This window comes from Saccharothrix lopnurensis (assembly GCF_042658445.1).
Taxonomy (GTDB): Bacteria; Actinomycetota; Actinomycetes; order Mycobacteriales; family Pseudonocardiaceae; genus Actinosynnema; species Actinosynnema lopnurensis.
Genome location: NZ_JBHSQO010000012.1, coordinates 96867 through 110826, shown reverse-complemented (window position 1 = coordinate 110826; position 13960 = coordinate 96867). Strand labels below are relative to the sequence as shown.

The window sequence follows — 13960 nt, the reverse complement described above, 5'->3', positions numbered from 1 at the left end:
CCCCGGCGAGGGGGCGGGCACCGCGCGGTCACCCGCGGCGGAACAGCTTGCTGCCCAACCACACGATCGGGTCATAACGCCGGTCCGCCACGCGCTCCTTCATCGGGATCAGCGCGTTGTCGGTGATCTTGATGTGCTCGGGGCACACCTCGGTGCAGCACTTGGTGATGTTGCACAGCCCGAGCCCGTGCTCCGACTGCGCCTGCCCCACCCGGTCCGCCGAGTCCAGCGGGTGCATCTCCAGCTCGGCCACCCGCATCAGGAACCTCGGCCCGGCGAACGCCTCCTTGTTCTCCTCGTGGTCGCGGATCACGTGGCAGGTGTTGTTGCACAGGAAGCACTCGATGCACTTGCGGAACTCCTGCGAGCGCTCCACGTCCACCTGCTGCATCCGGTACTCCCCCGGCGCGACCCCCTCGGGCGGCCGGAACGCCGGGACCTCCCTGGCCTTGCGGTAGTTGTACGACACGTCCGTGACCAGGTCCCGGATCACCGGGAACGTGCGCATCGGCGTCACGGTGACCGTCTCGTCCTCCGCGAACACCGACATCCGCGTCATGCACAGCAGCCTCGGCCTGCCGTTGATCTCGGCCGAGCACGAGCCGCACTTGCCCGCCTTGCAGTTCCACCGCACCGCGAGGTCCGGGGTCTGGGTGGCCTGCAACCGGTGGATCACGTCGAGGACGACCTCGCCCTCGTTGACCTCCACGGTGAAGTCCTCCAGGCCGCCGCCCTCGGCGGACCCGCGCCACACCCGGAAGTGTCCCTGGTAACCCACCGTCACGCCTCCAGTTCACCCGCGGTCAGGTACTTCTCCAGCTCGGTGCGCTCGAACAGCTCCAGCAGGTCGGCCCGGATCGGCACCTGCGGCTCCTCGACCACCTCGACGTCGTCGCCGGACACCCGGCACACCAGCAGCTTGCGGCGCCACTCGGGGTCCATGCCCGGGTGGTCGTCGCGGGTGTGCCCGCCGCGGCTCTCGGTGCGCAGCAGCGCAGCCCGCGCCACGCACTCGCTGACCAGCAGCATGTTGCGCAGGTCCAGCGCCAGGTGCCAGCCCGGGTTGAACTGCCGGTGCCCCTCGACGACCACGGCCGCCGCCCGACGCTTGAGCTCGTCGAGCCGCTCGACCGCCTGGCCCATCTCCTCGGCCCGCCGGATGATGCCCACCAGGTCGTTCATGGCCTGCTGGAGCTCCATGTGCAGGGTGTACGGGTTCTCGCCGCCCTCGCCGGCGAACGGGGCCACCGCCGTGCGCTCGGCCCCGGCCACCGCCTCGTCGGAGCACACCGGCCGCTCGCCCAGCCCGGCCACGTAGGACGCGGCGCCCGCGCCCGCCCGCTTGCCGAACACCAGCAGGTCCGACAGCGAGTTGCCGCCGAGCCGGTTGGAGCCGTGCATCCCGCCGGACACCTCGCCCGCGGCGAACAGGCCCGGCACCGAGGACGCGCCGGTGTCCGGCTCGACCCGCACGCCGCCCATGACGTAGTGGCAGGTCGGCCCGACCTCCATGGGCTGGGCGGTGATGTCGACGTCGGCCAGCTCCTTGAACTGGTGGTGCATCGACGGCAGCCGCCGGATGATCTCCTCGGCGGGCATCCGGGTGGACACGTCCAGGAACACGCCGCCGTGCTCGGACCCGCGACCGGCCTTGACCTCGGAGTTGATCGCCCGCGCCACCTCGTCGCGCGGCAGCAGCTCCGGCGGGCGCCGGTTGGTGTCCGGGTCGGTGTACCAGCGGTCGGCCTCGGCCTCGCTGTCGGCGTACTTGTCCTTGAACACCTCGGGGACGTAGTCGAACATGAACCGCTTGCCGTCGGAGTTGCGCAGCACGCCGCCGTCACCGCGGACCGACTCGGTGACCAGGATCCCCTTCACCGACGGCGGCCAGACCATCCCGGTCGGGTGGAACTGGACGAACTCCATGTTGATCAGCGACGCGCCGGCGCGCAGGGCCAGCGCGTGACCGTCGCCGGTGTACTCCCACGAGTTCGACGTGACCTTGAACGACTTGCCGATGCCGCCGGTCGCGAGCACCACGGCGGGCGCCTCGAACAGCACGAACCGGCCGGACTCGCGCCAGTAGCCGAACGCGCCGGCCACGCGGCCACCGTCGAGCACCAGGTCCGTGACGGTGAACTCCTGGAACACCCGCAGCCGGGAGTCGTGGTCGCCGGTCTCGGCGAAGTCCTCCTGCTGGAGGGACACGACCTTCTGCTGGAGGCTGCGGATCAGCTCCAGCCCGGTCCGGTCGCCCACGTGCGCGAGCCGCGGGTACTCGTGGCCGCCGAAGTTGCGCTGGCTGATCCGGCCGTCCTTGGTCCGGTCGAACAGCGCGCCGTAGGTCTCCAGCTCCCACACCCGGTCGGGGGCCTCCTTGGCGTGCAGCTCGGCCATCCGCCAGTTGTTGAGGAACTTCCCGCCGCGCATGGTGTCGCGGAAGTGCACCTGCCAGTTGTCGTTGGAGTTCACGTTGCCCATGGCCGCGGCGATGCCGCCCTCGGCCATGACGGTGTGGGCCTTGCCGAACAACGACTTGCACAGCACCGCCGTGCGCATCCCGTGTTCCCTGGCCTCGATCGCGGCGCGCAGCCCGGCGCCGCCGGCACCGATCACGAGCACGTCGAACGAATGCCGTTCCAGCTCGGGCAAAACCACTCCTCAGTTCACGAAGCGCAGGTCGGTGATCGTCCCGGAGGCGACCAGGGCGATGTAGAGGTCCGTGAGGCAGACGAAGATCAACGACGCCCACGCCAGCTGCATGTGGCGGGCGTTGAGCTTGGAGATCTGCGTCCACGTCCAGTACCGCACCGGGTGCTTGGAGAAGTGCTTGAGGCGTCCGCCCGCGATGTGCCGGCACGAGTGGCACGACAGCGTGTACGCGGCCAGCAGCCCCACGTTCACCAGCAGCACCAGGTTGCCCAGGCCCACGCCCGCGCTCAGCGCGTAGAAGGCGTCGTAGACGTTGATCAGCAGGAGCAGCGAGGCGGCGTAGAAGAAGTAGCGGTGCAGGTTCTGCGCGACCAGCGGGAACCTGGTCTCGCCGGTGTACTTGGCGTGCGGCTCGGCGACCGCGCACGCGGGCGGCGACAGCCACGCCGCCCGGTAGTACGCCTTGCGGTAGTAGTAGCAGGTCAGCCGGAAGCCCAGCAGGAACGGGATGATGATCACGGGTGGGGTCAGGAACCCCGGGAACTCGGGCAGCGGCCGGCCGAAGTGGGCCGCGCCGGGCACGCACTCCTGGCTCAGGCACGGCGAGTACATGGGCGTCAGGTAGCGGTACTCGTCCACCCAGTAGTGGTCGCCCATGAACGTGCGCACACCCGCGTAGATGGAGATTAAGAGCAGGCCACCGAACGTGACCAGCGGTGGGAGCCACCACCGGTCCGTCCGCAGTGTGCGCCGGGCGATCTGCGCCCTCATACCTCACCTCGTTCCACTTCGTTGTGGTGGGACAGTTCGGGATCGGTCCCGGAACCGGGGTGTTCCGGGGTGTTCCGGAAAACCGAACCGGCCCCCGCGTGGTGTTGGTTCACGCGGGGGCCGGTCGGGGGTCGGTCAGGTCCGGTGGCTGCGGTAGCCGCCGAGCCCTTCGTCGTCTGCGTCGTGCCAGAGCTGCGGGTCGTAGGGCGTGTCGGGCACGACCACGACCTCGCGCTCGACCCGGGGCGCTTCCCGCTGCCGGGGCGTGCGGTCCAGGTCGACCAGCTCGGTCGCGTCGATGTCCATGCGCTCGACGTCGTTGGCCAGCCTCTGCACCGCGGCCACGTCGCCGTACCGCGCGCGCAGGCCGCCGACGCACTGGCGCAGCTGCCCGAGCGCCCGGCGCAGCGCCACGATCTCGGAAGACGTCATGGTCAGCACCTCCTTGGGTCCGGTGCCGACTCTGCCAACTCAACGCCCTTGTGACAAGAACCACAGGCACCGACGGCGCGTCTCAGCAGCTGAATCGTTTTTGTAATGATCATGAGTCGTGACATAGTGTGCGGGTTGTCACGTCCTTCGTGCGACGCCAGCGCTGCCGTCCCACCGGGCCACACGGCCCGTGATCACCACCGGAGACAGCGAAACCATGAGCGTGCATCCCGTCGTCGCCCGAGTGACGACTCGAATCGCCGCCCGCAGCGCCGCCGGTCGGGCCGCCTACCTGGAGCGGATCGCCGAGGCCCACCGGGAGGGGCCCGCCCGCCGCGACATGGCGTGCAGCAACCTCGCGCACGGCTTCGCCGGCATCACCGGGGGCGACAAGGACCTCCTTCGGGCGATGCGTCGCCCGAACGTGGCAATCGTGTCCTCCTACAACGACATGCTGTCGGCGCACCAGCCCATGCAGGAGTACCCCGCGTGGATCAAGGACGCGGCGCGCGCGGTGGGCGGCGTGGCCCAGTTCGCGGGCGGCGTGCCCGCCATGTGCGACGGCATCACCCAGGGTCGCGCGGGCATGGAGCTGTCGCTGTTCAGCCGGGACGTGATCGCGATGTCGACCGCCATCGCGCTGTCCCACGAGATGTTCGACGCCGCGCTGCTGCTCGGCGTGTGCGACAAGATCGTGCCGGGCCTGCTGATCGGCGCGCTGTCGTTCGGGCACCTGCCCGCGGTCCTGGTGCCCGCGGGCCCCATGCACTCCGGCCTGCCGAACTCGGAGAAGTCGCGGGTGCGGCAGCTGTACGCGGAGGGCAGGGCGACCCGCGAGGACCTGCTGGAGGCCGAGTCCGCCTCCTACCACAGCCCCGGGACCTGCACCTTCTACGGCACCGCGAACTCCAACCAGCTGGTCGTGGAGGTCATGGGCCTGCACCTGCCGGGCGCGAGCTTCGTGCCGCCGGGCACCAGGCTGCGCCGGGCGCTGACCGAGAAGGCCGCGCGCCGGGCCGTGGAGATCAGCCGCGGCGCGGACTACACCCCGGTCGGGCACGTGGTGGACGAGAAGTCCGTGGTCAACGGCCTGGTCGCGCTGCTGGCCACCGGCGGCTCGACCAACCACACCATGCACCTGGTGGCCATCGCCTCGGCCGCGGGCATCGAGCTGAGCTGGGACGACTTCGCCGAGCTGTCCTCGGTGGCGCCGCTGCTGGCCCGCGTCTACCCCAACGGCTCGGCCGACATCAACCACTTCCAGGCGGCGGGCGGCGTGCAGTTCCTGGTGCACACGCTGCTGGAGGCCGGCCTGCTGCACGAGGACGTGCGGACCGTGGCCGGGCCCGGCCTGGCGCGCTACACCGAGGAGCCGGTGCTGGTCGAGGGCGTGCTGAGCTGGCGCCCCGGCGCGGGCCGCTCGCTGGACACCGACGTGCTGCGGCCCGCGTCCGAGCCGTTCGCGGCCGACGGCGGCCTGCGGATGCTGTCGGGCAACCTCGGCCGCGCGGTGATCAAGGTGTCGGCGGTCGAGGCGCGGCACCGCGTCGTGGAGGCGCCCGCGCGGGTGTTCACTACGCAGGAGGCGTTCAGCGCGGCGTTCAGGGCGGGCGAGCTGGAGCGCGACGTGGTGATCGTGGTCCGGCAGCAGGGCCCGCAGGCCAACGGGATGCCCGAGCTGCACAAGCTCGTCCCCGCCCTGGGCGTGCTCCAGGACCGCGGCTTCCGGGTCGCGCTGGTCACCGACGGCCGGATGTCCGGCGCGTCGGGCAAGATCCCGGCGGCGATCCAGCTCACCCCGGAGGCGGCCGTGGGCGGCCCCCTGGCGCGGGTGCGCGACGGCGACGTGCTGCGGCTGGACGCCGAGACGGGCACCCTGGAGGTGTTCGTGGACCCGGCGGAGCTGGACGCGCGCGAGCTGGTGGACTTCCCCCCGGACGCGCAGGCGTGGACCGGCACGGGCCGCGAGCTGTTCGCCGCGCTGCGGCGGGCGGTCGGGCCCGCCGACCGGGGCGCGAGCGTGTTCGGACCCATCGCGGCCTCGCACTTCGAAGGCCGGTTCAACCAGGAGGTGTCCCGGTGACCACCAGCTCTGACCTGCTGGAGCTGTCCCCCGTCATCCCGGTCGTCGTCGTGGACGACGCCGAGCACGCCGTGCCGCTGGCGCGGGCGCTGCTGCGCGGCGGTGTCCGGGTGATCGAGCTGACCCTGCGCACGCCGGCCGCCCTGGCGGCCATCGAGCGGGTCGCCGCGGAGGTGCCGGACATCGTCATCGGCGCGGGCACGGTCACCCGACCCGAGCACGCCGAGCAGGCCGCGAAGGCGGGGGCGGCGTTCCTGGTGACGCCCGGCTCCACCGACCGGGTGCTCGACGCCGCCGAGGACACCGGGCTGCCGTTCCTGCCGGGCGCGGCGACCGTGTCGGAGGCGATGCGGCTGGCCGAGCGCGGCTTGACCGCGCTCAAGTTCTTCCCCGCGGAAGCCGCGGGCGGTGTGGAGTACCTGAAGTCCATCGGCGGCCCGCTGCCCGGCCTGCGGTTCTGCCCGACCGGCGGCATCACGCCGGGGAGCGCGCCGAGCTACCTGGCGCTGCCCAACGTCGGCTGCGTCGGCGGGTCGTGGCTCGCGCCGAAGGACGCACTGGCCGCGGGTGACTTCGGCCGGGTCGAGGCGCTCGCCCGCGCGGCGGCCGCGCTGGGGTAGGACGGGCGGGCTGGCGGGGGCTGGGCCAGCCAGGGCTGGGCTGGCCAGGGCTGGACTGGCCTGGGCTGGCCTGGGCCGGGCTGGCCTGGGCCGGGCTGGCCGGACGCGGTTCGCCGGTGGCCGGCCCCCGCCGGGTCTTGGCACTCTTCCCGCCCGCGCGGCTGCGGGGCGCTGCCGGTGTCGGCCGGCGGCGCGGGCCCGCGTCACGCCAGGTGGGCCAGGGCCTCCGGGATGGAGTCCGCGACCGGCACGCCCGCCCGCTCCAGGACCCGGCGCGAGCTGACGCCCGTGGCGACCAGCACCACCCGGGCCCCCACGTGGCGGGCGGCGTCGGCGTCGTCCACCACGTCGCCGATGACCACGACCTGCTCGGGCCGCAGCCGCTGGGCGTCGAGGTGCGCGGCCAGGTGCTCGGCCTTCGAACCGCCGCCCACCTCCGCGCGCAGGCCGTCGACGCGGGTGAACAGGTCGGCCAGGCCGAGTTCGGTGATCGTCGGGACCAGTTCGTCGTGGAACCACATGGACAGCAGCGACTGGGTCCGGGGCAGGGACCGGAGGAGGTCAGGCACGCCGTCGGCCAGGCCGCACCCGTGCAGCGCGGCGCGGTACTCCTCGTGGAAGACGAGGTCGATGCGGGCCCAGTCGACCGCGGTGAGGGTGCGCGCGAGCAGCCGCTCGTAGCAGTCCTTGAGGGGGCGGCTGTAGGTGTCGCGCCAGTGGTCGAGGGTGACGGCGTCGCGGCCGAAGTCGCGGCAGATCCGGTTGACCGCGGCCAGCACCGCGTGGTTGTCGGCGAGCAGGGTGCCGTTCCAGTCCCAGACGACGTGCTCGGCCCTGATGCTCACGCGCGCAGCGTACGGCGATAGGTTGGGCGCTCACTTCGGGGGAGGTAAGAGGGGGATGGACGCACGGCGGAGCACGGTGGTGGCCGAGCCTCGTTCGCAGGTGGCCCTGGTGTCGGTCGGGTTCCCGGTGCTGGGCGCGGCGGTGCTGTTCGGGCTGAAGTCGATCGCAGGGTGGGTGGCCGGCCTGTCGTGGGCGCCGATGCAGGGGCCGTTCCGGCTGGTGGCCTCGGTGCCGGAGCCGTGGGCGACGGTCGGGTCGCTGGGGATCGGCGCGCTGGGCGGCCTGGTGCTCGTCGGGATGGCGGCCCACGAGCGGCTGGCGGTGGAGGTCTTCAACGAGGGCGTGGAGTTCACCCGCGGCGGGAAGTCGCGGAACTTCGACCGGACCCTGGTGTCGGGCGTCTTCGTAGACGGCAAGAAGGTCGTGCTGCTCGGGGTGGACACCGGCGAGCTGGCCAGGGAGAGCAGCGACCTGAGGACCGAGGACCTGGCCGAGGCTTTCCAGACGCACGGCTACCAGTGGCTGGAGAAGGACCCGTACGAGGACCGGTACCGGCGGTGGGCGGCGGGGACGCCCGACCTGCCGCCCGGGGCTGACGCGCTGTTGAAGGTGCGGGCGGAGGCGCTGCGCAAGGGCGACCACGAGGACGCCGCGCAGCTGCGCGAGGAGCTGAGCCGGCTCGGGGTCGTGGTGCGGGAGGACAGGAAGCGCCAGTTCTGGCGCCTCGCCCGCGCCGCGTCCTGACGCTCGTCCGCACTCGGGCCGGGAACCCACGGCGGTTCACCCCGGTCCTCGGTAGACCGATCACCCCGGTCCTCGGTGGACCGACCGGAACCCCTGCGCGCCAGGGCTTTTCCCACGGACGCCGAGAGGACCACGCGGCACCGACCGGGGGCCGCTCAGTCCCGGGTCAGCTCGTCCAGCGCGTCGGTCTCCTCGCCCGCGCGGCGCAGCTCGTCGCGGACCACCCGGTAGGCCAACCCCTCCGGGTAACCCTTGCGCGCGAGCGCGGCGACCACGCGGCGGATCTTGGTCGTGTCGTCCAGGCCCCCCGTGGTGCGCAGCTTCTTGCGCACCAGCTCCCGGGCCCGCTCCTCCTCCGCCTCGTCGTCGACCGCCGCGACGGCCTCGGTCACCACCTCGTCCGCCACGCCCTTGCGCCGCAGCTCCACGGCCAGGGCACGCCGACCCAGGCCCTGGTGGGCGTGGCGGGAGCGGACCCAGACCTCGGCGAACGCCGTGTCGTCGATCAGCCCCGCCCGGTCGAACTTGCCGAGCACCAGTTCGGCCGTCTCCTCGCGGATGCCCTTGCGCAGCAGGGCATCGCGGAGTTCGACCCTGGTCCTCGCCCTGGCGGCGAGCAGCGCGTAGCACAGGTCGGTCGCCTTGCGCTGCTCCTTCACCGGGTCGACCGGGCGCGGCTCCTCGACGTCGGAACCCTGGTCCGGGCCGAAGCCGGAGTCGTCGGCCGAGCGGTCGCGGGGCGCCCCGCGACCACGACCGCCTCGTCCTGCCACGTCCGCTTAGAACTCGACCGGCGCGGCCGCGGTCTCCTCGGTGTCGAGGGTGGCCCCGATGCCGAGCTTCTCCTTGATCCGCTTCTCGATCTCGTTCGCCACGTCCGGGTTCTCGCGCAGGAACTTCCGCGCGTTCTCCTTGCCCTGGCCCAGCTGGTCGCCCTCGTACGTGTACCAGGCGCCGGACTTGCGCAGGATGCCCTGGTCGACGCCCATGTCGATGAGCGAGCCCTCGCGGCTGATGCCGTGGCCGTAGAGGATGTCGAACTCGGCCTGCTTGAACGGCGGGGCCACCTTGTTCTTCACGACCTTGACGCGGGTGCGGTTGCCGACCGGCTCGCCACCGTCCTTCAGGGTCTCGATCCGCCGCACGTCGAGGCGCACGGAGGCGTAGAACTTCAGCGCCTTGCCACCGGTCGTGGTCTCGGGCGAGCCGAACATCACGCCGATCTTCTCGCGCAGCTGGTTGATGAAGATCGCCGTGGTGCCGGACGAGCTGAGCGCACCGGTGATCTTCCGCAGCGCCTGGCTCATCAGGCGGGCCTGGAGACCCACGTGGTTGTCGCCCATCTCGCCCTCGATCTCGGCGCGCGGCACGAGCGCCGCCACCGAGTCGATGACGAGGATGTCGAGCGCGCCGGAGCGGACCAGCATGTCCGCGATCTCCAGCGCCTGCTCGCCGGTGTCCGGCTGCGAGACCAGCAGCGCGTCGGTGTCGACGCCCAGCTTGCGCGCGTACTCGGGGTCGAGCGCGTGCTCGGCGTCGATGAACGCGGCGATGCCGCCGTTGCGCTGGGCGTTGGCCACGGCGTGGAGCGCCACCGTCGTCTTACCGGACGACTCCGGGCCGTAGATCTCCACCACCCGGCCGCGGGGCAGGCCACCGATGCCGAGCGCGACGTCGAGCGCGATCGCGCCGGTCGGGATCACCTCGATCGGGGCGCGGCCCTCCTCGCCGAGCCGCATGACCGAGCCCTTGCCGAACTGCTTGTCGATCTGGGCCAGGGCCAGTTCGAGGGCCTTGTCCCGGTCGGGAGCCTGGGGTGCCATCTTGAGGTCCACCTCGGTTGTCTTGGGTCGCTGTGCGATGTCGGGGCCGACGTTACGGGTGGGGTCCGACATTTTTCGGCGGGGACCAGGTCACCAGGGGGAGGGGGTCACCCGGTCGTGTCGGGCAGTGTAGCCGAACAGGTGTTCGACCAGCCGGTCGCCACGCCGGGTCACCGGCGTTGTGCCGGCACGTCGAACGCGTCGCAGACGGCGAGCCAGACCTCCTTGGCCGGGAACCCCGCCTCCAACGCCTCGTCCGCGGTCCGGCCGCCGAGGCCGGACATCACGTGGTCGCGGGCGATCATCTCCCCGCGGACCTGGCCGAACTCGTTCGCCATCAACTTGCGGAACACCGTGTTGCGCATCGCGCCCAGGCTAGCGCGCCCCGCCGGACGCCCTCAGCCCACCGGCGGCCGGGCGGCGGCACGTCCTCCGCGACACCGGTCGGCCGCCGCCGGACCCGGGGACCGGCCGCCCCGTCGAGCGACCGGTGCGGCGAGGCGGGCGCGGGTCCACCGCCGCCGCGCTAACCTCAAGGGGTGCTGCTGTTGCAGGAGGACCCCACGGGCCTGTCGTCACCGATCGGGACCGTCGTGGTGATCGCCGGGCTGGTCGCGGCGATCGTCGTGGGGCTGCGCGCGTTCTGGCACAACCGCAAGCGCTGACCCTCAGCGCACCCGCGGCAGCGCCGCGAACAGGCACGCCACCAGCAGCGGCAGCGCGGTGAACCCGACGAGCAGCCCCAGCGCGGCGTAGGACCACGTGCTCACCACCACGCCCGCCACGACGCCGCCGACCGCGCCGCCGGCGTTCATGCACAGGTCCGACAGGCCCTGCGCGGCCGGCCGGTCCGCCGCCGGCACCGACTCGGTGAGCAGCGCCGACCCCGCCACCAGGCCCGCCGACCAGCCGAAGCCCAGCAGCGCCAGCCCGGCGGCCAGCTGCGGCGCGTCGTGCGCGGGCGCCATGCCCGCGATGCCCGACGCGGCCACCACCAGCGCCGCGCCGATCGCCAGCACGGGCACCCGGCCCAGCCTGTCCGCCATCCACCCGAACAGCGGGCTGGCCACGTACATCGCGGCCACGTGCAGGCTGATCACCAGGCCCACCACGCGCAGCGACGAGCCGGCGTGGTCCATGTGCACCGGGGTCATCGACATCAGCCCGACCATCGCGGTCTGGCACAGCGCCACGCCGCTCAGCGCGAGCCTGGCGGCGGGCGTCAGCGACCGCCACAGCGCCGCCGCGCCGCGCGTGTCCGCCACCCCGCCCGAGCAGCAGGCCGCGGGCTCGACGGCGGCGCGGGCGACGACCAGCGGGTCGGGTCGGAGGAACCGCAGCACGACCAGCGCGGCCAGCCCGAACAGCACCGCCGACAGCAGGTAGGGGCCCGTGCCCGCGGGCAGGCCCAGCAGCGCGACCACGCGCCCGGCCGGGTCGGCCAGGTTCGGCCCCAGCACCGCGCCCGCGGTCGCCGCCCACACCACCAGCGCCACCGAGCGCGCCCGGCGGTGCGGGTGGGCCAGGTCCGCGCCCGCGTACCGGGCGGAGAGGTTCGCGCTGGACGCCGCGCCGAACAGCACCAGGGCGCCCAGCAGCAGGTGCCACGAGCCGAGCACCACCGCGCACGCCGCCACCGCCGCGCCCACCGCGCCGACGCCGTAGCCGAGCACCAGCGCCGGTCGGCGTCCGCTGCGGGTCGCCAGGCGCGCCGCGGGCAGTGCGAACGCGGCCGCGCCGAGCACCGCGGCGGTCTGCGCCAGGCCGCCCACCACGTCGGCGTCCGCGAGCGCGGCCGCGATCAGCGTGCTCACCGCCAGACCGATGGTGACGCCCGCCGCGCCCAGCACCTGCGTGGTCGCCAGCACCCGCAACACCCTGCGCTGCACGACGTCCACGACGGTCATGATCTTGATCGTGCCAAAGGGCCGCTGGTCCGAACAGCCGCCGACCGGGTCAGGTGGTGGGCCGACCAGGTACGGGGCCGACCGGGTACGGGGCCCGACCAGGTCCCTGGTCGCTCAGGTGCCCGGCTGGACGGAGCGCTCGAAGAAGTCCGCGACCGCGTCCGCGGTCAGGTCCTCGCCGCCGCTGCTCCTGGTCACGATGCCCAGCAGCGGCAGCCCGTCGGCGGTGAACACGAGCAGCCCCAGCCCGCCGTCCGCGGCGGCCCGATACTCGCCGGCCAGGCCGTTGCCCTCCCACCGCGCCTCGACGACGTCGCTCTTGATCGACCGCACCACGGCCTCCGCGCCCTGGTCGGCGCCGGTGACCGTCTCGGTGAGCACGTACTGGACCGAGTAGTCGTCCTGGACGGAGCAGCTGACCGCGGTGCCCTTGATGCCGCTGACGCCGCCCACCCCCGGCGCGCCGCCCGACCTGCAGGTACCGGTGTCCGGGACCGCGCCCGCGAGCAGGCGCAGGCAGCCGGTGAAGCCCTTGTCGTCCAGTTCGACGTCGGTCTTGCACTCCTGCGCGTCGGGCGTGCCCGGCGTGTTGAGCGCGAAGATCCCGCCGATCGCCGCCAGCACGAGCACCACGGCCGCGCCCGCGGCGATCAGCACCCTCTTGGCGGGCCGCCGCTTCGCGGGCCGCTGCGGGGCGACGCTGGGGAAGTTGAACTGCTGCGGTCCGGTCTGCGGGTAGCCGACCTGGTAGGGCCCGCTGGTCGTCGGGTTGACCTGGTAGGACCCGCTCGTGCTCGGGTTGACGGGGTGCGCGCCGCCGAGGACCGGGTTCGGCCCGCTCATCGGCGCGCTGACCTGGTGGGGGCCGCTGACCACGGGGTTCACCGGCCGGGTGACCACGGTGTCGGGCTCCCGACCGGGCAGCGTCAGGTCCTGGGAGCGCGGGGTGATGCCGTCCTTGGGCACGTGGTGCGCGCCCAGGGCGACGGCGGTCTCCGGCTGGTCCAGGCTCGTCGGCACCACCCGCACGTGCTCGGCGATCATGTTCGCCACCAGCGGGATGCGGCTCGCGCCGCCCACCAGGTAGATGCCCGCGAGCTGGTTGGGCGCCAGGCCGGTGGAGCGGATCGTCGAGGCCAGCAGCTCCACGCTGCGCAGCATGCTGGGCCGGACCAGCGCCTCCAGGTCGGACCGGTTGACCAGCACGTCCTCGAACGGCTCGGGCATCGGCACCTCGGTGTGCGCGTGCCGCGACAGGGACTCCTTGGCGGCCCGCACGTCCTCCTGGAGCGCGCGCCGGGCCCGCCGGTCGGCCGTGGACTCCGGGCGCAGCAGCCGCTGCCAGGAGGCCGGGTCGCGGTGCGAGACCTGCCGTCCGACGTGCTCCAGCAGGGCCTGGTCGACGTCCAGTCCGCCCAGGTCGGGCAGGCCGTCCTCGGCGAGCACGGTGAAGCCGCTCTGGGTGGCGGCGACCACGGCCACGTCGAACGTGCCCGCGCCCAGGTCGTACACGGCCAGCGCCTGGCCCACGGACAGCGAGGCGTAGTGGGACGCGGCGGCGACCGGTTCGGGGACCAGGACGACCTCGCCGGGCGCGCCCGCCAGCCGGGCGGCGGACAGCAGCACGTTGCGGCGCGTGGGTCCCCACTGGGCGGGGTGGGTGAGGCGGATCTCGTCCAGCGCCTCGCCGCCGAGCTGGCGGGCGGTCTCCTCGAACACGCGGCGCAGGACGGCGGCCAGCGCGTCGGTGACCGGGACGACGTTGTCGCCGAGCAGCAGCACGCCGTCGTCCACGCGGCGCTTGGGGTTGGGCTCGAAGCGGGCCGGGTCGAGGCGGGCGCGGCGCTCGGCGTCGCGGCCCACGACCAGGGTGCCGTCCTCCTCGCAGTAGACCGCCGACGGCATGGTGGCGGAGCCGTCCACCTCGACGACCCGGGGCGGCCTGCCGTGCGCGGCGAGCACCGCCACGGTGTTGGAAGTGCCCAGGTCAACGGACAGCACGCGCACGTTTCACCCCTTCGGTTGGACGGGGTGATCGTGCCACAACCAAAAATTGTCGGACCCGTGGTTCAGCATGGTGGG

General features: G+C 73.0%; 14 protein-coding genes. 4 read left to right on the top strand and 10 right to left on the bottom strand.

The genetic code is table 11. The features are described from left to right. Positions 1 to 28: 28 nt before the first annotated feature. From ACFP3R_RS14290 to ACFP3R_RS14275, 4 genes are all read right to left on the bottom strand, one after another. Complete coding sequence (locus ACFP3R_RS14290) at positions 29 to 778, bottom strand: succinate dehydrogenase/fumarate reductase iron-sulfur subunit (protein WP_380636478.1); 750 nt, start codon at positions 776 to 778, stop codon at positions 29 to 31. Between the two features lie 2 nt (positions 779 to 780). Next, on the bottom strand, positions 781 to 2652 hold the full coding sequence (locus ACFP3R_RS14285) for a fumarate reductase/succinate dehydrogenase flavoprotein subunit (protein WP_380636320.1): 1872 nt from the start codon (positions 2650 to 2652) through the stop codon (positions 781 to 783). Between the two features lie 9 nt (positions 2653 to 2661). After that, positions 2662 to 3423 (bottom strand): hypothetical protein, encoded by a 762-nt coding sequence (locus tag ACFP3R_RS14280; RefSeq protein ID WP_380636318.1) that lies wholly within the window; start codon positions 3421 to 3423, stop codon positions 2662 to 2664. A gap of 135 nt (positions 3424 to 3558) precedes the next feature. Further along, positions 3559 to 3855: a hypothetical protein gene (locus ACFP3R_RS14275; protein ID WP_380636317.1), complete on the bottom strand. Its 297-nt coding sequence runs from the start codon at positions 3853 to 3855 to the stop codon at positions 3559 to 3561. 217 nt (positions 3856 to 4072) lie between these two features. Between ACFP3R_RS14275 and edd the strand changes: the two genes are divergently transcribed. Together edd and eda are read left to right on the top strand one after the other, a co-directional pair. Then, positions 4073 to 5938 (top strand): phosphogluconate dehydratase, encoded by a 1866-nt coding sequence (gene edd, locus ACFP3R_RS14270; RefSeq protein ID WP_380636316.1) that lies wholly within the window; start codon positions 4073 to 4075, stop codon positions 5936 to 5938. Then, complete coding sequence (eda, locus tag ACFP3R_RS14265; protein ID WP_380636315.1) at positions 5935 to 6558, top strand: bifunctional 4-hydroxy-2-oxoglutarate aldolase/2-dehydro-3-deoxy-phosphogluconate aldolase; 624 nt, start codon at positions 5935 to 5937, stop codon at positions 6556 to 6558. Before edd ends, eda begins: the two co-directional genes overlap by 4 nt. 203 nt (positions 6559 to 6761) lie before the next feature. Here the strand turns inward: eda and ACFP3R_RS14260 are convergent, their stop codons facing one another. Further along, a complete protein-coding gene (locus ACFP3R_RS14260) occupies positions 6762 to 7403 on the bottom strand; it encodes an HAD family hydrolase (protein ID WP_380636313.1) in 642 nt (213 codons plus the stop codon). Positions 7404 to 7458: 55 nt separating this feature from the next. On the opposite strand from ACFP3R_RS14260, the gene ACFP3R_RS14255 reads away from it, so the two are divergent. After that, the gene (locus ACFP3R_RS14255) at positions 7459 to 8148 is read left to right on the top strand and encodes a YqeB family protein (RefSeq protein ID WP_380636311.1); all 690 of its coding nucleotides are present in this window, start codon (positions 7459 to 7461) and stop codon (positions 8146 to 8148) included. Positions 8149 to 8303: 155 nt separating this feature from the next. On the opposite strand, the gene ACFP3R_RS14250 is transcribed toward ACFP3R_RS14255, so the two are convergent. The 3 genes from ACFP3R_RS14250 to ACFP3R_RS14240 all read right to left on the bottom strand — a co-directional run bounded on the left by ACFP3R_RS14250 (position 8304) and on the right by ACFP3R_RS14240 (position 10336). Next, positions 8304 to 8807 (bottom strand): regulatory protein RecX, encoded by a 504-nt coding sequence (locus ACFP3R_RS14250; protein ID WP_380636477.1) that lies wholly within the window; start codon positions 8805 to 8807, stop codon positions 8304 to 8306. A gap of 120 nt (positions 8808 to 8927) precedes the next feature. Continuing rightward, the gene (gene recA, locus ACFP3R_RS14245; protein WP_380636310.1) at positions 8928 to 9971 is read right to left on the bottom strand and encodes a recombinase RecA; all 1044 of its coding nucleotides are present in this window, start codon (positions 9969 to 9971) and stop codon (positions 8928 to 8930) included. A gap of 170 nt (positions 9972 to 10141) precedes the next feature. After that, positions 10142 to 10336 (bottom strand): DUF3046 domain-containing protein, encoded by a 195-nt coding sequence (locus ACFP3R_RS14240; protein ID WP_380636308.1) that lies wholly within the window; start codon positions 10334 to 10336, stop codon positions 10142 to 10144. A gap of 174 nt (positions 10337 to 10510) precedes the next feature. Here ACFP3R_RS14240 and ACFP3R_RS14235 point away from each other — a divergent pair, with 174 nt between their 5' ends. After that, positions 10511 to 10636, top strand: coding sequence for a hypothetical protein (locus ACFP3R_RS14235; protein WP_380636306.1), 126 nt, complete (start codon positions 10511 to 10513; stop codon positions 10634 to 10636). 3 nt (positions 10637 to 10639) lie between these two features. Here ACFP3R_RS14235 and ACFP3R_RS14230 read toward each other — a convergent pair whose 3' ends face one another. Both ACFP3R_RS14230 and ACFP3R_RS14225 read right to left on the bottom strand, forming a co-directional pair. Further along, positions 10640 to 11878 carry an MFS transporter gene (locus tag ACFP3R_RS14230; protein ID WP_380636304.1) on the bottom strand — a complete coding sequence of 413 codons (1239 nt, stop codon included), beginning with the start codon at positions 11876 to 11878 and terminating at the stop codon, positions 10640 to 10642. 114 nt (positions 11879 to 11992) lie between these two features. Beyond that, positions 11993 to 13885 (bottom strand): Hsp70 family protein, encoded by a 1893-nt coding sequence (locus ACFP3R_RS14225; protein WP_380636303.1) that lies wholly within the window; start codon positions 13883 to 13885, stop codon positions 11993 to 11995. Between the last annotated feature and the right edge of the window lie 75 nt (positions 13886 to 13960).